This window comes from Pedobacter sp. MR2016-19 (genome assembly GCF_014947265.1).
In the GTDB taxonomy this organism is placed as follows: Bacteria; Bacteroidota; Bacteroidia; order Sphingobacteriales; family Sphingobacteriaceae; genus Pedobacter.
The window spans coordinates 1-23,760 of record NZ_JADCNK010000028.1; the positions used below are offsets into that span (position 1 = coordinate 1).

The 23,760-nt window shown below is 40.5% G+C and carries 21 protein-coding genes; 7 read left to right on the top strand and 14 right to left on the bottom strand.

The window, feature by feature from the left end:
* Positions 1 to 283 precede the first annotated feature (283 nt).
* The 3 genes from IM793_RS22825 to IM793_RS22835 all read left to right on the top strand — a co-directional run bounded on the left by IM793_RS22825 (position 284) and on the right by IM793_RS22835 (position 3,321).
* Positions 284 to 1,090 carry a helix-turn-helix transcriptional regulator gene (locus IM793_RS22825; protein ID WP_193425521.1) on the top strand — a complete coding sequence of 269 codons (807 nt, stop codon included), beginning with the start codon at positions 284 to 286 and terminating at the stop codon, positions 1,088 to 1,090.
* 82 nt (positions 1,091 to 1,172) lie between these two features.
* Positions 1,173 to 2,795 (top strand): serine hydrolase, encoded by a 1,623-nt coding sequence (locus IM793_RS22830; RefSeq protein WP_193425522.1) that lies wholly within the window; start codon positions 1,173 to 1,175, stop codon positions 2,793 to 2,795.
* Positions 2,796 to 2,868: 73 nt separating this feature from the next.
* Positions 2,869 to 3,321: a nuclear transport factor 2 family protein gene (locus tag IM793_RS22835; RefSeq protein WP_193425523.1), complete on the top strand. Its 453-nt coding sequence runs from the start codon at positions 2,869 to 2,871 to the stop codon at positions 3,319 to 3,321.
* 193 nt (positions 3,322 to 3,514) lie between these two features.
* Here IM793_RS22835 and IM793_RS22840 read toward each other — a convergent pair whose 3' ends face one another.
* From IM793_RS22840 to IM793_RS22850, 3 genes are all read right to left on the bottom strand, one after another.
* Positions 3,515 to 3,904 carry a nuclear transport factor 2 family protein gene (locus tag IM793_RS22840; protein ID WP_193425524.1) on the bottom strand — a complete coding sequence of 130 codons (390 nt, stop codon included), beginning with the start codon at positions 3,902 to 3,904 and terminating at the stop codon, positions 3,515 to 3,517.
* A gap of 68 nt (positions 3,905 to 3,972) precedes the next feature.
* Entirely contained in the window at positions 3,973 to 4,863 is an 891-nt protein-coding gene (locus IM793_RS22845) for an MBL fold metallo-hydrolase (protein ID WP_193425526.1), read from the bottom strand.
* A gap of 317 nt (positions 4,864 to 5,180) precedes the next feature.
* Positions 5,181 to 5,762, bottom strand: coding sequence for a Crp/Fnr family transcriptional regulator (locus IM793_RS22850; protein WP_193425528.1), 582 nt, complete (start codon positions 5,760 to 5,762; stop codon positions 5,181 to 5,183).
* A 396-nt stretch (positions 5,763 to 6,158) separates the two neighbouring features.
* Between IM793_RS22850 and IM793_RS22855 the strand changes: the two genes are divergently transcribed.
* The gene (locus IM793_RS22855; RefSeq protein ID WP_193425530.1) at positions 6,159 to 6,551 is read left to right on the top strand and encodes a DUF559 domain-containing protein; all 393 of its coding nucleotides are present in this window, start codon (positions 6,159 to 6,161) and stop codon (positions 6,549 to 6,551) included.
* 859 nt (positions 6,552 to 7,410) lie between these two features.
* Here the strand turns inward: IM793_RS22855 and IM793_RS22860 are convergent.
* Positions 7,411 to 8,313, bottom strand: coding sequence for an AraC family transcriptional regulator (locus IM793_RS22860; RefSeq protein ID WP_193425532.1), 903 nt, complete (start codon positions 8,311 to 8,313; stop codon positions 7,411 to 7,413).
* 220 nt (positions 8,314 to 8,533) lie between these two features.
* On the opposite strand from IM793_RS22860, the gene IM793_RS22865 reads away from it, so the two are divergent.
* Both IM793_RS22865 and IM793_RS22870 read left to right on the top strand, forming a co-directional pair.
* Positions 8,534 to 9,328 (top strand): SDR family oxidoreductase, encoded by a 795-nt coding sequence (locus tag IM793_RS22865; RefSeq protein WP_193425534.1) that lies wholly within the window; start codon positions 8,534 to 8,536, stop codon positions 9,326 to 9,328.
* Positions 9,329 to 9,346: 18 nt separating this feature from the next.
* On the top strand, positions 9,347 to 9,670 hold the full coding sequence (locus tag IM793_RS22870; RefSeq protein WP_132395243.1) for a nuclear transport factor 2 family protein: 324 nt from the start codon (positions 9,347 to 9,349) through the stop codon (positions 9,668 to 9,670).
* Between the two features lie 62 nt (positions 9,671 to 9,732).
* Here IM793_RS22870 and IM793_RS22875 read toward each other — a convergent pair whose 3' ends face one another.
* Positions 9,733 to 9,942, bottom strand: coding sequence for a hypothetical protein (locus tag IM793_RS22875; protein WP_193425536.1), 210 nt, complete (start codon positions 9,940 to 9,942; stop codon positions 9,733 to 9,735).
* Between the two features lie 253 nt (positions 9,943 to 10,195).
* On the opposite strand from IM793_RS22875, the gene IM793_RS22880 reads away from it, so the two are divergent.
* Positions 10,196 to 11,152, top strand: a complete 957-nt coding sequence (locus IM793_RS22880; protein ID WP_193425538.1) for a hypothetical protein — start codon at positions 10,196 to 10,198, stop codon at positions 11,150 to 11,152.
* On the opposite strand, the gene IM793_RS22885 is transcribed toward IM793_RS22880, so the two are convergent.
* The 9 genes from IM793_RS22885 to IM793_RS22925 form a co-directional block, all read right to left on the bottom strand.
* Positions 11,153 to 12,031 (bottom strand): hypothetical protein, encoded by an 879-nt coding sequence (locus IM793_RS22885; RefSeq protein WP_193425540.1) that lies wholly within the window; start codon positions 12,029 to 12,031, stop codon positions 11,153 to 11,155.
* A gap of 107 nt (positions 12,032 to 12,138) precedes the next feature.
* Positions 12,139 to 13,905, bottom strand: coding sequence for a hypothetical protein (locus IM793_RS22890; protein ID WP_193425542.1), 1,767 nt, complete (start codon positions 13,903 to 13,905; stop codon positions 12,139 to 12,141).
* Between the two features lie 21 nt (positions 13,906 to 13,926).
* Positions 13,927 to 14,679, bottom strand: coding sequence for a serine protease (locus tag IM793_RS22895; protein WP_193425544.1), 753 nt, complete (start codon positions 14,677 to 14,679; stop codon positions 13,927 to 13,929).
* Positions 14,680 to 14,682: 3 nt separating this feature from the next.
* Positions 14,683 to 17,112, bottom strand: coding sequence for a tubulin-like doman-containing protein (locus IM793_RS22900; RefSeq protein WP_193425546.1), 2,430 nt, complete (start codon positions 17,110 to 17,112; stop codon positions 14,683 to 14,685).
* 1 nt (position 17,113) lies between these two features.
* Positions 17,114 to 17,497: a hypothetical protein gene (locus tag IM793_RS22905; protein WP_193425548.1), complete on the bottom strand. Its 384-nt coding sequence runs from the start codon at positions 17,495 to 17,497 to the stop codon at positions 17,114 to 17,116.
* Between the two features lie 2 nt (positions 17,498 to 17,499).
* Positions 17,500 to 18,678, bottom strand: coding sequence for a hypothetical protein (locus IM793_RS22910; protein ID WP_193425550.1), 1,179 nt, complete (start codon positions 18,676 to 18,678; stop codon positions 17,500 to 17,502).
* Positions 18,679 to 19,878 (bottom strand): vWA domain-containing protein, encoded by a 1,200-nt coding sequence (locus IM793_RS22915; RefSeq protein WP_193425552.1) that lies wholly within the window; start codon positions 19,876 to 19,878, stop codon positions 18,679 to 18,681. It lies immediately after the preceding gene.
* Complete coding sequence (locus IM793_RS22920; RefSeq protein WP_193425555.1) at positions 19,878 to 21,437, bottom strand: hypothetical protein; 1,560 nt, start codon at positions 21,435 to 21,437, stop codon at positions 19,878 to 19,880. Before IM793_RS22920 ends, IM793_RS22915 begins: the two co-directional genes overlap by 1 nt.
* A 6-nt stretch (positions 21,438 to 21,443) precedes the next feature.
* Complete coding sequence (locus tag IM793_RS22925) at positions 21,444 to 23,678, bottom strand: Hsp70 family protein (protein WP_193425557.1); 2,235 nt, start codon at positions 23,676 to 23,678, stop codon at positions 21,444 to 21,446.
* Between the last annotated feature and the right edge of the window lie 82 nt (positions 23,679 to 23,760).

Consider the following 23,760-nt stretch of genomic DNA (forward strand, 5'->3'; position numbering starts at 1 on the left):
CCACCCCCAGCCCCTCCTTGCAATAAGGAGGGGAGCTGATTTACCTAGTAAGATTATACCGGTCAGCAGGGATAATTGAACATTTAAATCGCTTTTCATTGCTTATAAAGCCTGTGACTGAAGATTTGGAGAGGAGCATGTTCATTAAAAAAACGACGACTTGTCAAGGTGATTTTCGTTTAGATCATTCTCGAACGACATACTTTCCTGGCATTAGGAAATGGCAGACAGAAATCACTTGTAACTCCCGCCTGTTTTTTGTGTCTTAAAGCTAAAATCATTCATGAAAAAGCTCACATCGGGAATTTTTTTTGGTAATACTGATCAAACCATCAAATTGGATGGGCTCATCATCACCAACACGGAATATACTCACGAATTCGTTGATTGGCACTATCATGACAATGCTTACTTTACTTTCCTAATCGCTGGCAAGGTTTCTGAAATAAATAAAAAAGATCACCATAAATGTGTTCCGGGCACTTTACTTTTTCATAATTGCCAGGAACCGCATTATAATGTAAAGCCAAAAGGCTACACCAGGGGAATGCACCTGGAATTATCTTCTAAATGGCTTTTGGAATTTGCCGGCAAAAATATGGCCGAAGGCAGCCTTGAAGTAATCAATCCCCTGGTAAAATCGCTCTTCCATCAAATCTTAATTTCTACTAAAAATCCTGATGATACCACACCACTATCCCTCCATACGCTAGCTTTTAATGCGATAGACAGGCTTTCCAGCAGTTCGAATTATCGCAGATATAAACAACCTCCGGAATGGGTTGATAAACTCACCCAAATGCTTCATGATAGTCCTGATCAAAGTCATTCTCTAGAATCTATGTCCAGTACTATAGGTATACACCCGGTCCATCTATCCAGATACTTTCCAAAGTATTTTGGATGTAACCTTGGAGCATATATCCGAAGCATCAGACTTTGCCGGGCGGCGGCAGAACTCAATGCCGGAAAAAAAACTGCCATCCAGATTGCTTTTGAATGTGGTTTTTACGACCAGACCCATCTCATCCGGTGTTTCAAAGAAGAGTTTCGGTTTACCCCTCATCAGTATCAGCGTTATTTAAAATAAAAATGGAATGAGTTGTTGCATGTTAATTCTGTACTATTTTTTAGAATCAAAAAAAGCTAACCTTGTCGGGTAATATTTTCCTATGAAGCAATTTTTATTTTTAACCATATTTGCCGAATCTATTGGCCTTTGCTTTACCGCAAGCGCTCAATTAAAAAACCTGGAGTTTCTCGATCACCGGCCTAATCCAACTGATTCTGTATCAAAAGAATCCGCTATTACCAGTTATAATATTGGAAGTAGTCAAGACCTCTACCTGAAGATCAACACCGGAAAATCACTTGCTGAGGAACTCGAAAAGCTGGCACCCGGCCTACCCGCCGATTCTGCCTTAAAAATCGGAAATTTTCAGTTTTCCTTTTTGATAGAGGGCAAACCCGTTTATAAGGAAGATTTACATCCCGGCGCCATTCTTTTACAGGATAAAATAGTTAGAAAACCACTCCCGGTAGTCTTGATTAGCGGGAGCAGATCCGGGCTGTGGAGCCTGAATATGTGGGACCGTTTTATGATTAATTCGGGTATAAATTTACTTGGCCAGACACCAAAAAAACTCAGCATCCAAATTAGGGTCTATATCGATGCAGGCCATAGAATCTATTCTCCTATTTTGCTGGCAGCAGATATTAACATGACCAGAATCCTCCCCCCCATTGATGCAAAATTAATAAAGCTCCAACCGATTAAGCCGGGAAGTGGTTGGCCATTACATGCGGGAAAATATAATCAGGAGCTGATTGAACAGCTCAATACCAAAATACTCGATCAGTCTTACAAAAAGATCAATTCAATTGTTGTGATTAAAAAAGGGTCCTTATTCTTGGAAGAGTATTTTAACGGATCTTCCAGAACGAGCCTCCACGATGCACGCTCCGTTGGCAAGTCTTTTACGGGAACTTTACTTGGTTTGGCCATTAGAGACGGGTATCTTAAATCCGAGCAGCAGAAATTGGGTGAGTTTTACAATTTAAAGCAATTCGCACATCCATCTGCGAAAAAGGATAGTGTAAAACTTGTTGATCTGTTAACAATGAGCGCTGCTTTTGATGGAAATGACGAAGTGATGGAATCTCCCGGCAATGAAGAGAATATGTATCCTACTGCCGATTACGTTAAATTTGCGCTGGATCTGCCCATGGCAGTAAACAAGCAGAATGGTAAACAATGGTCTTATTTCACCGTTGGCACGATGCTTCTCGGAGATATCATAGATAAAGTGATACCAGGTGGTTTGGAGCCTTATGCGAAAAAGAAATTATTTGATCCGCTGGGGATCGACTCGCTCGAATGGGCACGTACGCCAATGGGCAAACCATTCACCGGTGGAGGATTACGCCTAAAAGCATTAGATTTTGCGAAGTTCGGGCAACTTTACTGCAATGCCGGTGTTTGGAACGGTAAACAAATGGTTCCCAAATCGTGGATAAATAAGTCGTTCCGCCATTTGCAAACCCTTCCTGCGGATAGGCCGGGCTTTTACGGGTACCTTTTCTGGAACAAGACCATTAAAATCGATGGTAAAAATCTGGAAGTCTGGTACAGCTCCGGAAATGGTGGCAATAAAATCTACATCATTAAACAGATTGGGCTAGTGGTAGTGGTTAACGCATCGGCATATGGAACTTCTTTTGCCCATCAACAGGCAGATCAGATTTTGGAAAAATATATTCTTCCTGCAGTATTGCAACCAACTGCAACAAATTAAATTTAAAGATGAATGCTGACCAACAGGTCCAGAACTGACGAAAACCGTTTGTTAAACAAAAATCCAAAATAAAATGACTCTAAAATCCCTCTTATTTACCATTGCGCTTATTTTATTAAGTAACGCTATCTTTTCGCAAACCAGGCAAGACAGCATAGAAATAAGGCAAACAGCCCTCGATTATATCGAATCACAGCACAAACCAAACCCAGCACAAATGGAAGGTGCCTTGCATCCAAGAATGGTAAAGAGAACATTTTGGAAAGATAAGCCAACAGGAAAAGACTATATCCAGGAGACAAGCACAGAATCTATGGTTTTGCTGGCCGAAAGCTATAATAAAAACAATGATAAATTTCCGCCTTCCCCAAAGAAAGAAGTAAAATTGCTGGATGTTTCAGAACGGACTGCATCTGTAAAATTAATTGCTGATCAATGGATAGACTACCTGCACATCGTCAAACTAAATGGAAGCTGGAAAATCATCAATGTGTTATGGCAGTTTAAAGACATCAGCCAACATTAAATGATTAACAGCCCTAACCCAAAGGTTAATTGCTATCCGTAATTAATATTCATTCCAATTTTATAGGCTTCGTATAGCTTAACTATAAGCTTCAGTTACAACAATAACTAAGTTGTTCTAAACTAATTTGCTATTTGCCCTTTACCAACTAAGCATGAGCAGGAATAATTGAACAATGCCCATTACTTTGAGCTTATTTCATTGCATCGTTTACAGACTGGCTATCTACAAACTGCTCGAAACTGATTATTTTTCCGTTCTTCAGTTTCCAAACGTGGGCTACTCTTGCTTTAAATGGCTTACCAGTAATTTTGTAAGTTCCGGTATAAGTTCCATAAGCTACTATTTTGTCTTCGCTGCCTACATAATCTTCGGGCGTGAATTTATAATCGATCCATTCACTTCCTAATCTGCTAAAAACGTTTTTGGTTACTTCTGCCAGTCCGATGTAGGTGCCTGCATAGGGAAAACCCTTAGCTTCGGTCCAAGAGATATCATCCGCTACATATTTAGCAAGATTTTTACCATTTTCTTCCGAAGTTTTACCTTCATAAGTACTTTTTACAATTTCAAGATTTGTCATTTTCTTTTGATTTGATAAACAGCCTGACGCTGCAAAAAGCACCATCAGGCTGAATATAATTTTAAGTTTTACCATTTCATTTCGCCTGTATTTACTTTAGCACCAATTTGCAATGCAGTTTCAAAAGTAAGCGCCGGATATTTTGCCTTAATCGCTTTGATCAATTCTTCAGAAGTTTTGTTGGTTTTTAATGCTTCTTCGTAGAACTGAATATAGCTTTTGGTATGTTTTACTGCACTAACGTCAAATGGGCTTGCATTGTTGGCATGTGCAGGAATAACGATTGAAGGATGTAAAGCTTCGATTTTATCTAAAACAGTAATCCAGTTTTTGCGGGCATCTGCTGTCTGCGCATCGGCCATCCAAAGGTTAAAAGTAGTTCCAAAAACATTAATACCACCTATTACAGCCTTGATGGAAGGAACCCAAACGAAAGTTTTGGTTGGAAATTCATCCAATCCAAATATTTCAAGTTTCTGCCCCTCTAAGTCAATGTTATTTCCTTTTAAAACCTGAGGTAGTACCACATTAGAGGTAATGGCTTTACCCAACCGCTCGCCCCAAACGTCCAGTTTTTTTTGCGAAGTGGCTTTGATCGCCTCCACTGTTGCAGGTGATGCATAAGCAGTAACTTCCGGGAAATATTTTTTAAATACTTCCAGTCCGAAATAGTAATCCGGATCGGCGTGGGAAACATAAATAACGGTTAATTTCTTTCCAGACTTTTTGATTTCCGAAGCTACCTTTTCGGCATCTGCCAGGGTAAACTGTGCGTCGATCAACACGGCATCTGTTTTGCCAGAAACGATTACCGATGCCACACCAAAAGCATTTTCTGATGCGTTATAAACTTCCAGTTTTAAATTAGGGGTTTCAACAGTTTTGAAACTTTGTGCATTTGCTTCCATATTGGATGAGATTAAAATTGTTAAGAATAATGTTGTGATAATTGATTTCATACCTTTGTTTAATTGATGATACAAAGATGCGCTCCTTAACAAGTCAAAAAGATTGAACAAGTTCAATAAATAACCCCGGGCAATGTTATTATTTAAGGTTAACCACAGATGCACACAGATAAACACGGATTTTTATAGCTGTGTACATCCTTTTTATCTGTGGTTTAAATTATTTTCACCTGTGCCAATGGCTTAAATAACGGCATTGAGTCCTGAGGTATCAGTGGAACAGCGTTTAATTTTTTGTTTTATGAAAACTCTCCGCTTTTATCCCCGAGGCAAGTCTCAAGGTATGCTCTTCGAATAAATAGCGGCACCTAACTGGCATTGACTATTTTCTTTCTGATTTTGCTCAAAAATTCATGGCTGATGCCCAAATATGCAGCAATCTGAAGATTGGTCAGTCGTTGCAATAACTGAGGATATTTCTCAATAAAATCCAGGTAGCGCTGGTCGGCAGTCTTGCTTAGATTATCGATCATCCTCCTTTGCAAAGCAACATGGGTTTTTTGGGTCATGATCCTGAATAGTTTTTCTATTTTAGGAAGATTGGTATAGGCAAATTCCTTGTCCTTTTTAGAAATGAGCTGTACTTCGCTATCTTCAAGTGCTTCTATATAAAGCTGGGAAGGTTTCTCATTGGTAAAACTATCAATATCGGTGATCCACCAATTCTCCATGGCGAAATACAGTACATTTTCAAAACCATTTTTATCTAAGTGATATACACGAAAAAGTCCTTTCACCACAAATCCTTCAAATTTGCAGATTTCACCCGCTGCAAGTAGAAAACTCTTTTTTTTGATCAGTTTATGCTCAAAGAGGTCGCAGAACAGATCTCTTTCATCTTCTGAAATGGATATGTGACTGGAGATATTTTGTTTGAGAAGCTCTTTCATAAAGTCTGTGCCATCAGATAAATAGCAGTTGTTAAGATATCTGCGGAGATTTGATTTTAATAACGCTAAACTAATAAAAAGTCTGCTTTGTTTTCTCCATAAACATTTAGCTTATCCTGAATAGGTACTGAGGGTTACTTGATCTCTAGTTAAGTATCCGGCAAAAGATTCGAACTACAAATCTTATTACCAGAAACTAACTTTTATTCAGCACATCCTTATAATAAAGAGTAGCGCTATTTCATCTTGTAAAATGTATAGCCAAAGGGTTCAAAATGCAAACGCAATTAACAGAAACTAATCTTGCCCCGGCAGTTCCTACTCCCCTCCTGATTCAGGAGGGGCAAGGGGGTGGTAACTGAGCAAAATTAATTTAAAAAATGATTACATTGAGACGTGGCAATCCATAATCTTAAACAGCTAAAAGAGAAAAGAAAGGAGCTGAGAAACAACCTCACTCCTGCTGAGGCTACCATGTGGATGTACCTGCAAAATTCTAGACTTGATGGCAAAAAATTCAGACGCCAGCACAGTGTTGGAAATTATATTTTAGATTTTTACTGTCCATCAGAAAAATTAGCTATTGAAGTTGATGGCAGTAGTCATGATGATTATTCAGCAGAAATATACGATAAAGAACGAACTGATTTTTTAAACAGTAAAGGAATTAGGGTAATCAGATTTGAGAATGCTGAAGTTTTTGAATCAGAAGAATTGATATGCGAGGCGATTAAAACATATTTCAAAAAACCACCCCCAGCCCCTCCTTGCAATAAGGAGGGGAGCTGATTTACCTAATAAGATAATACATGTAATCAGATTTGAGAATGCTGAAGTTTTTGAATCAGAAGAATTGATGTGCGAGGCGATTAGAACATATTTCAAAAAACCACCCCCAGCCCCTCCTTGCAATAAGGAGGGGAGCTGATTTACCTAGTAAGATAATACAACAAAAGATTCGAACTATAAATCTTATTACCAGAAACTAACCTTTACTCAGCACATCCTTATAATAAAGAGTAACGCTATTTTATCTTGTAAAATGTATAGCCCAAAGGGTTCAAATATAAACGCAATTAATAACAGGAACTAATCATGCCGCGGCAGTTCCTACTCCCCTCCTGTTTTAGGAGGGGTAAGGGGTTGGTAACTGAGCAAAATTAATTTAAAAAATGATTACGTTGAGACGTGGCAATCCATAATCTTAAACAGCTAAAAGAGAAAAGAAAGGAGCTGAGAAACAACATCACCTTTCCTGGCGCAAGTCTTAGCGGTTAGGGAGCTGTTGTGGCTGACTTGTGCTTTCAAAATTTAATAAATTAATGATTCTTAATAATCATTTTATCAAAACGCAAATCAATAGGAAATAAAAAAACCGGAGTCAAGATTTAAAAAACCTGAGCTCCGGTGAAGTACCAATTAGCAGGAATAATTGAACATTTAAATCGCTAATTGAGGATTTGGAGAGAAAAAATTTATTTAAGAATGGGTTAAAATCGCACCCAAAAAACCCTAAGTACAAGTGCAAGAGTAATTTATTTCACGATTTTACCGTACACCATCCCAGGTAGGGCTGTAGTTAAAGATAATTCTTGAACCCTCCCAATAAATTTTTGTGCCCATCGTCCATCTGACCTATTGATTATGCTCAGGCAGTACGACGATAGCTGCTTGGATTTTGGCCACAATGTTTCTTAAAAAATTTACTGAATACGAACTGGTCACTGAAGTTCAATGATTCAGCGATATGTGCGATCGGCAACCCTGACTCATTTAATAATACCTTTGCCTCGACAATGAGCATTTCATCGATTAGTTCTCCTGCGGTTTTACCCGTAAGCCCACGTGTAGCAGTAGTCAGGTATTTTGGGGTGATATTTAGCATATCAGCATAAGCCTGTACACTTCTTTCCTCTTTAAATTTCTTCATAACAAGCTTAAGGAATTGATGAACCACATATTCCTTCCGGCTGCCAGGTACTACGTATGGCTGGACTTCTGATTGATACAATGCACCAACCTCTAAAATAAGTGCTGAAAAAAGGTGTCGCAAAATATCCTCCGCATAAAACCTATTCGCTCGTGTGTCCTTCATCTTTAGCGCCAGTACGGAGAGTTGAGCCTTGAACAAGTCGACCTGATCTTCGCTGAGCCTGGACACCGGGCTAATGATACCAGTCAGGTAATCATAAGCCTCTGCGGTCTTCGACGGGATGGCTGAGTTTAATAAGTAGTCATTTGAGAATAGTAGATTGGTCGCTTTACAATCTGGGGTAACCGTACCAAAGTGACGGATAGTATTGGTGGTAAACAATACAAGATCATTTTTTCTTAGCGTGTATTCCAGCAGATTGATCTTTACATTCACCTCTCCATCAGTGATCAGGTGAATCGAATTATGATCGGCACGATATGGCGACATAAAGGATGTATCCATTTCCTGCGAATCGGTATCAAAAACGTACAGGCCCTTAAATTTGGTATTGATATCCAGCCGGGACTTTAGAAAATCAACCGTCAGTTCCTCAATACGTTTTTTCTTATTTTTCATGATTACCAATAAGCCTATAACCCAGGCATTTTTCCTGTTTGCTGCAGGTTGACATAGATAACAATAATTTATTATACCACCTGAAATACGATATCAATATGGGAAGGAAATCTGAACATATTTCGGCCGTATCTGGCCATGTTTCTAAGCATTCACAGTCCCTAGATTTGTATTGTAAACAAAAACAAAAGCCATTTAGTCAAAAATAACAATTAAAATTATGACACAGCAAATCAATTACAGCAATGAACTTTCCGGAAAGATCGCCCTTGTAACAGGTGGCACCAAAGGTGCCGGCAAAGCAATTGCAGAACGTTTAAAAGCCGCTGGTGCAACAGTGATCATTACGGCGAGGAACAAAGCCGAACAACCAGATCCGGAACTTTATTTTGTTTCTGCCGACCTGAGCAGATCAGAAGATGCGGAAAAAGTAATCAGCGAGGTACTGTCAACCTATGGCAGGCTGGATATCCTGGTAAACAACCTTGGCAGTTCAACAACACCAGCCGGTGGATTTTCAGCATTGAGTAATGAAGATTGGATATCGACCTTGCAAGCTAATCTACTTGCGCCAGTGAGACTTGACAAGGGATTTTTACCACAGATGATCGATCGTAAAGATGGTGTTATCATTCACATCGCTTCCATCCAAGGCAAATTGCCGCTATACGATTCCACATTGCCCTATGCTGCTTCAAAAGCAGCACTGATCAATTACAGTAAAAGTTTATCAAATGAGGTTACGCCAAAAGGTGTACGTGTGCTAACCGTTTCGCCAGGATGGATAAATACTACAGCATCGGAAGCCTGGCTGGGTGAGATTGCCAGAAATTCCAATAGCACTATAGAACAGGCTCAGCAAAGTGTTATGGATGCATTGGGAGGAATACCTTTCGGCAGGCCGGCCCAACCAGAGGAAGTGGCCGAATTGGTCGGCTTTCTGGTCTCGCCAAGAGCCAGTTACCTAACAGGCACAAACTTCGTCATCGATGGCGGAACGGTACCAACTATTTAACCACTTAAACATATCATCATGGAATTACCACAAGTAGTATCGCGTTTCATAGAAACGCAGCACAATTACGATAGCAAGGCTTTCGCGGATTGTTTCACCGAATCTGCCACCGTTCATGACGAGGGGAAAACCCATAATGGCAAACAAGAAATTCATCAATGGATCCAGCATGCAATGGATGCGTACAAATCTGAGCTGGAACCACTCAAGTATGAGCAGACCGGGGCAAGCGGTGTACTGACAGCAAATGTTTCGGGCACCTTTCCGGGAAGTCCGGTAAAGCTGAATTTCAACTTTGGCTTTAAGGATAACCTTATCGATTCCCTAAATGTGACCGAATAATATTTTGGGCATATATATAGCACGATGACACACAACATCAGAAAACCGACTATGGGAACGTTCTATCGGGGTAATTTTCGCTGTCTTCCAAATAAATGCATAGCGCCCATTTTTGTATGAAGAGCTGCCTGAGGCACCTCAATGAAAGAATAATCCCACTTTTGGCCAGTTCTGTTCAATTCATCGGCAAGCCTCGCCACAGCCTGCCCCCCATATCCGGCAACAACTTCCTGAATGGCAATCAAATCATATGGCCTGACTGTTTCTGCCACAAAACTAATCTCGGCGTCGGTTTTGGATTTACCAAAATCTTTGAGGTTCTAGGAAATCAACGATAACGAACTTTTCCTGTGCAAGACATGGATTAACTGAAAATATTAGATTAATCAATAATGCAGAGATGAGAGAAGCAAGCGATATTTTTTTTTGAATTCTAAGGAAGATGAGCTTCTACATGTCTTTAAATAATTGTATTTTGCAATTTGAAAAATATTAATGTTTAAAATCTAAAATAATTTCTCAACCGTGTCTTTTGATAAAAAAATAGTTCTCAATATCACCAGCGAACCGGAATCCCGCATTTATATCAATAACGAGTTTATGGGGCTGACAACCTGTACTGAACATTGCAATGCAGGCGCCCAGCTCAGTATCAGGATAACCAAACCTGGTTTTCTGCAGTACCACAATAACCACGTTGCCCCTCAGAATGATGGTGAGCTCGCCTTGAGTTTAAAGCGGGATCCGAATTTTCAGGGCAATTTCACCGCACAGATAAGCCTGACAGACAATCTGGATACTGCAATTTACCTTGATGGTAAAAAATTTTTCGGAAGAGAACTGACCTTTAACACGAGCTCAGGAACTGCCCACAGGCTCAAAATTTCCAGACCGGGATATAAAAGCTATTCCGCAGAATTCAAGGCTGATTACCTTAATCCTATTTACCGCTATAAGCCCGAAGCCAAAAAAGCAGTCAACGGATCGATTTTTATTGCAGGCCTTTTGATCATAACGGTGTCATTCCTAATTTATAAATTCTCGCAAAACCCGAAATCGCCGGCTGCCACTAAAAGTAACGCTGCATCATCAACTGATACACTGGATAAAATTTCCTTACCTGAAGTTCATCAAAAAACCAAAATATCCAAAGTAGCGGTACCAAACGGAGTTGCTAAGGCATTACCTACGGAAGAGGTGACTGAGAACTGTGAAACGCAGGTCGGAAATATAGCAGTGAACAACAGCGTTGGCGAGGCGACCTTGCATCTGAGTATTTATTCTCCCCAAACAAAGCGCTGGGGAGAATGGCTGGACTTCCAGATCCCGACTGGCCGTCTGACGCTGCAAAACAACGATGCCGACCTGCTGGTGAATACTTATAGATATTATTATGAAACCGAAGCCGGTGGCAGTTATTCAAAGGCAAGTCCCTCACTAGTAACAAAATGTAATGGAAGTTTAAACATTACAATATATTAATCAGAGACTTGTTTTAAACTGTTGGACTGTTCCATAGTAAATTCCGTAATTGGTAACCACATAAGCTCTTACATAATAAGTGGTATTTGCTCTAAGCCCTGACATATTACTGCTGTAAGCGCCCAAAAATACAGATTCAAGCGTTCTGCTATCTGATATAGTCGGGGAACTGAGAGTGTTCCAGCAAATGCCTTTTGAACTGGCGGTTCCGCTGCCGTAAGCAATAAGATTCCCTCCGGAAGAAGCGCTTGTCCGGGTAATATTGGAAACTGAAGATGTGGAAATCGTCGGCGGCGTAACGGAACTGGTCGTAAACTGGATTTGATTTCCGTAGGAAGTGCCATTCTGATTCACTGCATAAGCTCTGACATAATAGGTAGTGGAGGGCAAAAGACCTGTTAGTGAGCTTGTAAAAGGACCCACTCCGGAGGCGTCAGTGGTTCTTGAATTTGATGTGGTTGGCGAGCCGAGGGTATTCCAGCAGATACCCCTTTGGGTAACGGTCCCTCCTCCGGAAGTTAAAACGTTACCGCCGCTAACTGCGCTGTTTACTGTAATGCCCGAGACACTGTTTGTCGTTATTGAAGAAGGAGCAACATTAAGGGTTGTAAACTGTAGTTCATTACTGTATATAGTTTCATAGTTCGTAATCACGTATCCTCTGGCATAATAACGTGTACTTGCGGAAAGTCCGGTCAGATTGACCGAAAATCTCGGAGAGGATCCTATGGTTGCCGATTTTGAATTCGCCGTTGTCGGCCCCGGAGTGGTGCTCCAGCAAACGCCGAGTGAAAACATGCTGATATTCTGACTGGAAATTACCTCAGCTGTAAAAAAAGCATTATTCTGGCTTATCCCGGCTAAAGCCTGATTTTTCATGGAAATCTGATTTCCAGTGCCGGAATCGGGTATCGGGTCCTTTGTGCAACCGCTGATAACAGTCATGCAAATAAGAATTATATTAGTTAAGATAGATTTTATTTTCATTACCGAATATTAAAACCGATACCCGCGTGGATATCATTATATTTAAAATTAATTGAACTAATCCCTCCCATCAGATTGAAAAAGCCAAGACGGATCAAAACACCGGCTTCAGCTTCAGCCCCCTGGAAAGATGAAGGAACATTTGTTGACCAGATCGGGCTGGAGTTCAACGGATCCTGATAAGACTTTAAGTCTACTCCCCACAACAGCTCCCGGGTTCCATATCCGCCACCGAGATAAACAGAAGCTACCTTCCCGCCAAAGAATATTCCTGCCGTGTAACCTGCCCTTTTATTTTTTGTCTGACCATTAAAGAGGTAATAGCCGGGTGAATTAAAATCAGTTAAACTGTTACCAGTTGAGGCATAAGAAGATTTCGTCTGATCAGTAGAAAATTTGATTCTGAGATAGCCACCGAAATTTCTTCCATATCCAACTGTCCCCATAAAATTTGAAAATTGCCCGGTATTATTTACATCATTTGTGGTAACCCCCGCGTTAAAAATAAACAAAGCCCCAGAAGCTGGCCGGGAAAGAATGGGTTTAATTTGCGCTATTTTTGGTTGCTTAATGGCCTTAACCCTGATAAATTTATATAAATAAGGGCTGTTACCACATCCACCCTCTGCATTAGCATAATAAGTAACCGACTGGTTTGCCAGTAAGCCGGTGATAGACCTTCCTTTTCCGATCACATTCTTTTGACCGTTTTCATCCGCATACCAGGTCCATTGTGCATTTGTTCCCAGTATCCCTCCATTTATTTCCAGGCTGAAGTACTGGCCTTGTAAAACCTCCCTAGGACCGCTAATACCCTGTGCATTGACGGTAGGTTCCAGTACAGTTACTTTAAAGTTCTGGCAGTTGGAGGGCTGGCCTGCTCCTTCAGCTCTTACATAAAACACAGTCGAGATCTGAGGATTCACTTCAATGCTCTGTCCTTCACCAATTTTATTTCCCTGCCCACAGGCATCTTTATACCAGCACCACTTGGCGCCTTCAAGAAGCTTTCCGCCAGAGACCTGAAGCCTGACGTTTCCCTCGCCTCTACAGATAACCTCCTTTCCCAGTATACCTCCGGCTGAGATATTACTTTCTTTTACATCCACCGATGCGGACACACAATCGGTAATGTTCTTTCCTTCAGCCCGCACGAAATAAGTTGTTGATTTACTGGGAGCAATCGTAAGAGACTTCCCTGACCCCACCATATTTGTACCGCAGGCGTCAGCGTACCATTTCCAGTTAGCGCCCTCGCCAAGTGTTCCGCCATATACGGACAAAGTCGTCGATTCTCCAGCATTTATCTGTAACCGGCCATTTATAGAGCGTGCTTCAAGCGAATTGGGATATGTATTCTTTACCACCGGGTTGGAAACGAGTTTCGTATTTTCTTTGATTCCGTATTTGTAACTGGCCACTTTGTTCCCTTTGAAAAATAAGGTTTCGTTGGGTATTATCCCCGACACTACTGCAGGGGTAATTTTCAGGTGAAATGATTTTGAAACCAGCTCATTAGCACAGTCATAATAATCCATTGACCAGTTTAAAAAAATGTCAGAAAAACTGTGTTTCCCAATTGCCCTGTATCGGATCAAGGATGGTGTTCCATTACCATCACATGCGGTTTCTGAGAGCCTGTATTCCACAAAAATCGTTAATCCTCCCCTCTCATAAATTGGTCCTTTATTAACCCACGAAGATTGGGCAAAGGCCATTATATTAAAAAAAACAAAACAAATGGTTAAAATTGATTTGATATGCATGAGCGTTAAATGGTTAACTAATTAAAAATTGATGTTAGCATTCTGGAGAAGCAGTTTCACATCATTGATTTTTATGACTGTATCTTCTGCCTGGGCATCGCCTCCACCGACGGAGATTCCGATTACGGTATTATCCTGCCTTAAAATGCAAGGGCCGCCATTATTGCCTGAATTCGAAACGGCGTCTATTTTGAATAAGCTTTTACCATGATAACTGGTATTGTTAATCATACCCTTGGTGAGGGAATATTGCCCGCCCGGGAAACCCAAAATAAACACCTCGTCAGCTGGCTGTAACAGATCTGAAACACCTAGCACCAACGGTTCTATTTCAGAAATAGGATCAATCTCTATAACGGCTACATCGCTTGCTGAAGCATCTGGACTGGAGCCTGTTTTAGATATCCTGTCAGTTTGGTTTGACAGGTATTTAATTCTGCCGGAAACCTTTGGCCGGTTGGGAGCGTTATCAAATGATATATCAACCTGATCGCCGACTTTCAGTCCGTTGACTACCTCTTTCGAGGTCAGCATGATTGTCGGGGAGATCAGGAAGGCCGTACCCGATCCTGCTGCCGAATGGATTACGGCCACAGGAGCCCTGATTTCATCGGGTACTATGGCCTTTTCAGGCACGAGGTTAAACAGAAATAAAAGATAAACCAGCAGCGGCAATATCAGAAATATTGTAAATGTTGTGGTAACGGTTCTGATTTTCTTTTTTATTATTAGAATGGCCTTTTCCTGAAGGGCCGGAGATATTCCAAATAGCATAATTTAAGATTTTGTTGAATAAGCACTTCTATTTGCGGTCCATCTTTGCACCGTAACATTTTCATCTGCTAAATTTGGTGGGACAGTTTCATAACAATTTTTCATCAGATCAATGTAAGAGAGGTCCTTTGTCAAGGTGAAGTTTCCTTTTTCATCGTAAAAGACAACAATGTTCTTGAGTTTGATAAGCTCCATTTTCCCGTCTGTTGAATCCTGAAAATCCGTGTAATTCTGATTATTGAATGAATTGATTACGCTTGTCACTTCCCCCAGGCTATCGCCAATCACGAACCTTGGAATGGAAGGAATGGGTGGCAATATTTTGTTGATTTTCAGAAACGGGCTTGTTGATCTTTTTGCGGTTGCTATGCTCACCTGCACATTATTGCTTACAAAAGAAGCGATATCAAAATCCTCTATGCAGTGTGAAGATTCAATTTTGCTGCGATATTCATTAAGGAATTCAAGGTAAACATCCTTATAAAAACCTGTATTGAGTTTATTTTTGAAGTAAACCAATATATTCCTATGCTGGATCACATCCTGAATGGAGTGCCCCCGGCCGGAATGCTTCTGATAATAATTGAGTTTGGCATTTTCACATTCCATATCGAAAGAATTTGACGGATATACCCTTAGGATGGGCAACGTCTGATCCTCGACATCAGCCTTTATTTCTCCCATTCTCCGTTTGAAACTTCTTACATTTAGAACCAGATCATCTCCGTTGCCGATCAGGACATTGATTTTGCGGATGATTTCATCAAAAGTGGATAGTTTTGGAAGTTCGTGATTGGTTCCCTCAAGTTTAATTTTCCCTTCCTTAATGTGAAGGGAGATATCTTTGAGGACTTTAACCGTTAAATGAACCTTCATCAGCTCAAGTATATTTTTCAGCCGGTCTTTGAGCACATTGTCCTGTTCAAGAACAATTTTATAGGTATTTTCTGTAGCATTCACAGCCAGTTTCCGCAATTCGTTATCCCATTTCTGGGTCTGAGAGGACAGGCCCATTGACTGCCAGTAATTTAGCGTCTTCTCGATACATTCCACCAAATCCTCAAGCACATATTTCGCAAAATAAAAGTTTTCTGTACTCTGAAGGCTTAAATCTACTTGTGTATATATCCCATCAATAAAGACATTAATGGCCGCTTTTATGTTATTGCTGACCATGGCGTAATAATTGTCATTTTTGGAGCTTGTAAACATCCCGATAATGTACTCCGTCGGGCTGCCCTGAATTTGTCCTTTGTTGATCTTTATTGCATTTTTTTCGATACTTACGACAAGGTCTTTGCCCTCGACCGAATTCAGGGCACCAAATCCGTTTGCCAGAATCTTATCAAATTCCACCGACATATTTTGCTTGATAGTTGCCCTTGAAATTTGATTTTTCTGACCCGAACGCATGTATTTCGCACTGTTGGTCATCATTCCCAGCAAGTCCATACTCAGCTCGGATGCGATATACTCTTCTATCTGGTCTTTGGGAAACTGGATTGCAGATAGACCGAATGTCCCATAGCTGCCGATCAAACTATTTCCTGAGGCATCGACAAGTCTTTCGCGGCGTTTTTTGTAGATTCCGGCTATGTTAAGAAAGAGATACAGGCCAGCCATCTTATACAACCCGTCCAGACTTCCGATTGCAGGTGTACCGTCCTGATAATCCTGGCTAAGAAACTGTGAGAAAACAAATGGAGGCTCCTGATAGTTTTTCACAAAACCGTTAGGCCAGGTTTCAGCATATACATTATCAAATTTATTGTAAAAGTCAAGGTCTTTTATCGCGCCATATGCGTTCCCGTACATCACTTCATAACCCTTGAGGGTTACGGGTTGCTTAGGCAACAGGAATAGACCGTAAACATCGAGAATTCCTTCTATTATATGGCGGATCAGATAGCCTACGTCTATAAACACGCCGGAGCCTGTACCTCCTGTTAAACTTCCAGTTATAAATACGGAAGTTTTTTCACTCTGGCTTTGATCTGAAGGGTCTGTAGCAGAACCGCTGTTGACATTTTTTACTTTCTTGTGCGCATTCTGAATTGCGATGATGACCTGGGTAAAATTATCTCCTTTTTTGTTGCTTCCCCAAAGTGCCAGCCTTCCACACGACCTGATCCCGCCTGCTCCAAGACCGGCACTGAGGACAGTTTTTGAATCCGGCATCCATTTAGGATCATTGCTCGAGCGCTTTAATTCCTCAATCATTTCTGCCATGTCATCAAGGCTAATGAACACCCTGGTAATATCATTCCCCAAAGGAGTTCCTGCAGGATGATTTTCTGAATTGGTTTCTATATATAAAAACTCTACATTTTTAGGCTTATTGACCTTATAGGTTTCGTAATAGAATCTTTGTGCATTTTCCAGTGTAATGAGGCCACTGGTGCCTATACCGATTATAATAGTTGGTGCAGCCATGTTAGTTGATTGAATTTCCGTTAATTAGATTATTTAGAGTGCCTCTTTGAATGAAAAATATAACCGGGAAGATGAGGTAGATGATGATATGGGACAAAATGCCAAGGTAAAAAACGGGTGACTCCCATTGAAATTCCTCGTGACCGTTCTGATAAAAAAGAAAGAAAAGATAGACGTTGAACAGGATAAAAACGGCAAAAACAGACCATAAAAATATCAGTCTTAGCTGAATCTCTTTTCTGTTAACATCCTCGATGTTCATCAATTTGGTTAATAGAAAGAAAATCAGGTAAATCAGAATGGAAACCATACCTAAAAAAAGTAATGTTTTGATAAGTGTTTCCTGGGCAGACACATAGTTTATCCCAAATAATATATTTTCCATAATTAAAAATAAGTTGAGTTGCTGTTAGAATTAGTTTGACTGGAATCGCTTGATTTCGAAAAAATATCATCACTTTTTTCACTCTCAGGCGTATTTACTTTCTTTCTTCTAGATTTATCCCAGAAGAAGTACCCCACAATGCCAAGGATGATAATAGCGGCAAGGAAAAGGATCCCGCTGCCACCAGGTGAGACTTCAATAAAGGTGAGATCTGACTGTGCCTGAAAGTTGGCTGCAGAGATAATAATTTTATATTTGCCCCCTGTGGGTTTTTTAAATGAGGTATTCGTGCCAGTCAGGTCTTTTTTTGGTTCTCTGAATTTCGATCCTCCATACCCTGAGAGAATCACATTGAATTTGGCACCGGATGGACAGTTGTTGCAGGACCAGCTCACATTTATGTTCTCACCTTTCTGCTGCACGGGCTGAGAGACTGTACTTTTCGAAGGTGATAAGATTTTAATTACCGACTGCTGGTTTACAGGAGGTATAGCAGAAGTAACCGGGCTGGGGGCAGTAGTTGTCGGAATCTGAGAATTTTGCACATTGGTTACCCGTCTCATCTGTATATAGTACTTGGATTTACTCAGCGTGCCTATATTTTTAACAATTGAGGATGCACTGTTATTCCACTGAAGAAGAAGTTCCTGCTCAAAGTCAGTGTAGTCGTTTCTGCTATCGGTATCATCTTGATCACCCAGGGCATCGGTGATAACAAACATATAATACTCATCTATATTATATGTCTTCGCCAGTGAAGCGGTGAAGGCTTCGGCAATCTGAATATAGGTATAATTGTCGCCGAATTTCCTGGGAAAATTGCTCCCAAAGAAAGTCTGAAAATCCTGTGGGTTGGTTCCCAGCCGTTGAATTTTATAATTCTGATAACGGTTCTTCGCTCCAAAAGGAATTACGGACATCCAGGACTGATTTCCGACAATAGACTGACCCTGCCCGCTGACCAAATCGGAAATTTTCCTGTCTGTAAGTACCGTGGCCGTCCACCCGTTCTGGTTATACTGAGCTGTCAGAAGCCCCATAACCTGCCTTTGGGCCTCAAATTTTATCGGGTCGCTTTTTCTCGATGAAGAGACGTCGACCAGCACAAAAACATGGTCCTGTGCGCGAATGCTAAAATATCCAAAGATAAGAAGCAGAAAAAAGTAGAATTTTATTTTCATTTACATTTTATTTGGGGGATTTATCATTATACCAGCTACTGAAAAAATAAGAACCGTCAAAAGTGTCCAGTACAGAATATTCAAATCACTTTTGAATGAACCCAACGCATTGTCCAGCGCTTCGAGATAGTTTTGTTTATTATTCCCAGCAACAGTAACCTCACATCCAGCCAGTTCAAATTTTTTGATCAGATTGCTCTGCCCCTCCTGTCCATAATTTATTACAAAAAGCTTGTCTGGTGGGTAGGCATTCTGAAATTCTTCGAATTCAAAAACAAAAGGCCCTGTTAAGAGCTTCTCATCCATATTATCCAGGCCATCAGTGATGACAATCATTATTTTATTATCAAAAGTTTCCCGGTCCTTACTGGTGTACAAAAAAGTCTTCCATACACTCTCCAGAATTGGGGATCCCATGCATGCATTCGAAATCTGAGCAAGTCCTTCTTCTGCCGCTCTCGGATTTTCAAAAAACATTACTTTTCCAGCCTTCAACGCCGAGGGGTCGGTCATATTTATAAGCTGGGTAACTGAAGTCTTTGCCTGGGGATCATCTGGGGCATCCAGCCCCTCAAGAGTGGTCAGAGTAATCTGATTGCGGACATCTAATTTGGCAAAAGTTTCTGCCAAAGCACTTTGAGCATTAGTCTGAACCATGCTGGCCGAGTTATCATATATAATAGAGATTAGGTTCTGGCCTTTTGTTAACCCCGCCAGCAAAAATAAAAAACCTGATAAAGGTAAAAGCCAGTAAATTTTAAGTTTTCGAAAACGCTTCCCTACATAAAGAAAATTGGCTTCACGCTTACCGAGGGTCGCCGGAATCTCCAGAATTTCATTGCTTCTATTTTTTTTAAACCGGGTTTTCAGGCTAAGAAGAGCAATTGCGGCGGAGCTCAGTGATAAAATCAGGGACAGCAACAAAGACATTTGCCATGGGTTGCTGGAAAAAAAGTTTATAGCCCACCACACGCTTATCAGGCTTACAATAATCAGAGATGCACACATGGAGGCTATGATCCATGCTCTATAAATAGAGAAAACGGTGAGAACCGGACTGGAAACCGGGAATAGTTTACATAAAATTAGCGTCAGGACATAGATTCCCAGAAATGTAGAAAAAGGAAATACCCAAAACAAAATTTCGGAAAATTTTGCGTTTGACCAGTAATCTGATAAACTATATAAAAGGGCATCCATCAGCTGGCAATTATCACCTTTGTTTCACTTTTTCTCAATATACTGGAGAATCCATAGGACACCACCTCGATGATTGAATCTTTTTCGAAGATTTTTCCGGACCTGTTGAGTAGAGTAGGCTCCGCATTTACTGATGATACCCTAGAGGCATAGTCTTTGTAATTTACGAATAAAGGGACATAAAAGTCACTTAACCCAACGGTTTCAAATCTTTCTAGCAAACTGGTCTGGTGTCCGGCAAACAGGGTGGAGATTTGAGCAAGATAGTGACTCTCGGTTTCAGAGAAACTCTGAATGGAACGAAGTTCTTCCGTCAGCAAAAGAATCGCACTACTAAAATTCTCCAGGAATTCCGAAATTATTAATTTTTTGAATTCTGTTAACTTCTGTTCTTCGGTCTCCTGCTGGCTTAAAGCTCTGATGACCTTTCTGTCTGAGCAGGTCCCATTTTCTGCTATTTGAGCGATTACACCATGCCAGTAAGAGAGATTTGCAGGTGCGCGTCTGTAATATCGCAGAATGATATCGCCGACAATATCCTGCCCGGCCTGTTCGCTTCCTTTAGCATAATCGCCGGATATCTGAGCTAACAATTCCGCTCCGAAACGGATGTAAGCGAGCAACTTGATGGCGTACTCGTTCATAAATCCAAGAAAAATAACTTTATCGTTATACTCTTTATTGATCTGATCAGCCAGCGAAAGCGCTGATTTAATTTTAGTGTTTTCCTGCTCTAAGGTCTGATACTGCTGTATAAGTTTTTGTTCCTGGGTTGCGAGCTGCCCCGATTTTATTTTTAGCACTTCGATTTCGGCCTGAAGGGTATCAACACGGTTTTTTTGATCTTCGATACCAGGCCTGAAGTCAATTGCAGGCAGTGCTGAATACCTGCTTTGAATTTCAAGAACGGTTTCAGTTAACTTACCAAAACCTCTTTTACTTTGCCAAGTTGACTTTATCAGGTAGAGGAGCGTAAATAAAATAGCGATTATCAGAATCAATATTAAGTAGCCGATAACTGGTGTTGATTGCATAGTAGTATTTTGTGTGTTTAAATCCGAGTGTTTGCTTGCTGTCTTCCTGCTAGTTTCTTCTTTATTTCGCGCAATTTCCGAGCGATCATAGATAAGGGTGACTGTCCGGGGAATGATGATTCTGAAATTTGACCCGAGCTCATTTGACTTTATTGTTTTTACGCTTTCACTACTGCTCCATAGAATAACATGATTATCATTGGTGATGATTTTAATTTCTGTTTTGTCTTTCAAAGCTGCACGTTTAAATATCATCCAATTTGGTTTAAACCCTGCAGCAATTGTGTATTTAACAGATTCGTAACTTTCCGGTTTGTCCGATAAGGTCCTGACCGAGCTGCTTACCTCAACTGTATCCCCCTTGTAGAGAAAAGATTTGCCCCCTGCTGTTGATTCATATATTTCACCTTTTATGAAGGAATTGTCGCCGATTGTTTTATCTCGCGTAAATTCGATATACGGGATCTGAGCAAAGCAAGCACCTGGAAGAAGAATTAAGAGGATTAAAAAAAAAATTGCCTGCATATTAATTTAGTTTAGTATCCATGTATAGTGCTCCAGATTTTCCGCACCGATTTCCTGGTCGGCAATCTGTGTTTTTTGTTCAATTTTGTCATTATTGACAAGTTGAACCACACAGATAACTTCATCGTCTTCTGGATTTACTTTCACCCCGACAGCAGCGGTTTTCATAGGTATGGAAATACTGGAAATTTTACTGAACTTATGTTTCTGGTCATTGGCAAATATTTCCTGAAAATTCTGTCCCATTACCTGGTAAAAATTCACTTTGTTACCATCGAAACCGAAATCGTCCTCTATTTTCACCTGCCCCTTCTCTTCGAGCGTATCCTGATAGGTTGAACCCATTTTGAGCACTTCATAAAATTTGATATCAGTTTTATCTCCCATGGTTTTTTTGAATCCAAAGCCTGCATTAGTCCTGAAATTATTCAGAATAACGGCATTTTTGTTTATCCCATACCAGCAGGCTCCCTGAGCCACTGCGGATTTTGACTCTTCAAAGGAAAAAATAATGGCGGTGTAAGCGGTGAGTCCCCTTTTTTTCATCTGGGCATCTACAGTTTCTCTGATCAGCGGAAAAAATGTGCTTCTTCCCGAAAACACAATCTTATCGATGTGCGCGACCTGCGAAACCCTTAGTACCTCGCAGACTGCATCCTCCACATTGCTGTACAAATACTGCAGGAAAATCTCATCGTCAAATAGTTTGAAACGACCGTTGGTCCCGCGTTTAAAAAATTGATAAATCTTTGAATCCTCATTCACCACGATATTGAGGTTGAGGGATTCATTAATATACTTCTGCAGGTTAAAAAATGAAATCAGAAAGTCTTTGGACGGGTAATGTGCAAAGATTTCTTTTTTGATTTTGAGGGCCAAATCTGCCAGGGCATTCTTATCTACATCCAGCTTTATTTTACCCATCTCCGGAAATTCTACAGTTCTGCTTAGAATAAACCTAATTAGGCAATAATCGATGGTATCGCCTCCAATACCGTAGCCAATCTTGGAGAGCAGATCGATCTGGTATTTCTGATCCTTATTTTTGTGCGCATTGACCAGCGTTACATTAATTGTTGCGCCCCCCATGTCGAAAACCAAAATATTTTCCTTATTAAAAGTCTGGGCAGTATTGTTGAGTCTCTTGTAGTTGGACAAATAATAAAATAATACAGCTTCTGCTTCATAAACATATCTAACCTCAGAGAATTTATTGAGTTCGGTTATGCAGCTGATCATTTCCTTTGTTTTCAGGGAAGTAAAATTATTCGGTATCGCGACAACTGCTCTTTTAGATTTTTTATCCCCTGCAGAAAACCATGTTTTGGAGCTGTTTGCAGTCTTCTTTGTAAAGTAATCGAGATCTTCAAATAAACCTTTTACAAGAAGCGTAGCCAACTGGACACCTTTGAGTGATAGTACTTGTCCATTTTTAAACTGGATCTGCTTTGCATCGTTGAAGCCTAAAAGTTTTTTAAAAGAAGTGAAGGACTGATAATTATTATCGTTTCGCAGAGAAAAGGCATTTGTCCCGTGAAGGTTAAAAACTCCTGTCGGATGGGATGAAGAAAAGTTCTGGTTTTTGTCGAAAGCTAATCTGGATGCAATAATTTCCTCACCATTGCTGTCGGCTGCGATCATAATGTCATCAATAGCAGACCCGATGGCCATACATGAGCCGCTTGTACCTGGATCTAAACCCACCCAGATGTCTCCTAAATCAGGACCGATATGAAAGCGATATTTGATTTCCTTCCGAATGAGCGATTTTAACGGATATGAATGCTGGACGAATAACTCGATTGAAAGTTCAAAAAAAACTGGCTTCAGGATTTTCACCTGAATATCGTTCTGGCGTATGCCGATCAGGAAATTAAATTCACCACCTTTCGCATCCAGTAGCATCGGATATGAATTTGAAAACTCCCTATTGCTGTTTCGGCTTTCCGTTAAAAATACGTCAAAACCTGGAGGCAGATCCAGATGGGAAATATTGACTGTGACCGGGGAATTAGCATTCAAAAAGTAGTGAGGTGAAGTAAAAATTACATGCCCTGTGACCGGAATATAATCTTTGGTGGTATTCCAGAATTTATATGCTGAAGTATCCTTTCCATCCGGACCGGTATAGTCATAACTATCCAGGTAGCCAAAAATCTTGATATCAAAATCCAGTGGTTTGCCATGGTAAAGACCATATAAGACAGCAACAGCTATTAAGAGAGCTATTAAGAGCAGCATAGAGGAGTGATTTATTTAGATATAATGAGCCTTTAAATATAGGCGATAAATTTATCTTGTGCAATTTTCATTTAATTTTGTA

Bases quoted from the DNA above. Each gene is read 5' to 3' on its own strand.
- IM793_RS22825 (WP_193425521.1), top strand. From the start codon at position 284: ATGAAAAAGCTCACATCGGGAATTTTTTTTGGTAATACTGATCAAACC.
- IM793_RS22830 (WP_193425522.1), top strand. From the start codon at position 1,173: ATGAAGCAATTTTTATTTTTAACCATATTTGCCGAATCTATTGGCCTT.
- IM793_RS22835 (WP_193425523.1), top strand. From the start codon at position 2,869: ATGACTCTAAAATCCCTCTTATTTACCATTGCGCTTATTTTATTAAGT.
- IM793_RS22840 (WP_193425524.1), bottom strand. From the start codon at position 3,904: ATGACAAATCTTGAAATTGTAAAAAGTACTTATGAAGGTAAAACTTCG.
- IM793_RS22845 (WP_193425526.1), bottom strand. From the start codon at position 4,863: ATGAAATCAATTATCACAACATTATTCTTAACAATTTTAATCTCATCC.
- IM793_RS22850 (WP_193425528.1), bottom strand. From the start codon at position 5,762: ATGAAAGAGCTTCTCAAACAAAATATCTCCAGTCACATATCCATTTCA.
- IM793_RS22860 (WP_193425532.1), bottom strand. From the start codon at position 8,313: ATGAAAAATAAGAAAAAACGTATTGAGGAACTGACGGTTGATTTTCTA.
- IM793_RS22865 (WP_193425534.1), top strand. From the start codon at position 8,534: ATGACACAGCAAATCAATTACAGCAATGAACTTTCCGGAAAGATCGCC.
- IM793_RS22870 (WP_132395243.1), top strand. From the start codon at position 9,347: ATGGAATTACCACAAGTAGTATCGCGTTTCATAGAAACGCAGCACAAT.
- IM793_RS22885 (WP_193425540.1), bottom strand. From the start codon at position 12,031: ATGAAAAATCAGGCTTTAGCCGGGATAAGCCAGAATAATGCTTTTTTT.
- IM793_RS22890 (WP_193425542.1), bottom strand. From the start codon at position 13,905: ATGCATATCAAATCAATTTTAACCATTTGTTTTGTTTTTTTTAATATA.
- IM793_RS22895 (WP_193425544.1), bottom strand. From the start codon at position 14,679: ATGCTATTTGGAATATCTCCGGCCCTTCAGGAAAAGGCCATTCTAATA.
- IM793_RS22900 (WP_193425546.1), bottom strand. From the start codon at position 17,112: ATGGCTGCACCAACTATTATAATCGGTATAGGCACCAGTGGCCTCATT.
- IM793_RS22905 (WP_193425548.1), bottom strand. From the start codon at position 17,497: ATGGAAAATATATTATTTGGGATAAACTATGTGTCTGCCCAGGAAACA.
- IM793_RS22910 (WP_193425550.1), bottom strand. From the start codon at position 18,678: ATGAAAATAAAATTCTACTTTTTTCTGCTTCTTATCTTTGGATATTTT.
- IM793_RS22915 (WP_193425552.1), bottom strand. From the start codon at position 19,878: ATGGATGCCCTTTTATATAGTTTATCAGATTACTGGTCAAACGCAAAA.
- IM793_RS22920 (WP_193425555.1), bottom strand. From the start codon at position 21,437: ATGCAGGCAATTTTTTTTTTAATCCTCTTAATTCTTCTTCCAGGTGCT.
- IM793_RS22925 (WP_193425557.1), bottom strand. From the start codon at position 23,678: ATGCTGCTCTTAATAGCTCTCTTAATAGCTGTTGCTGTCTTATATGGT.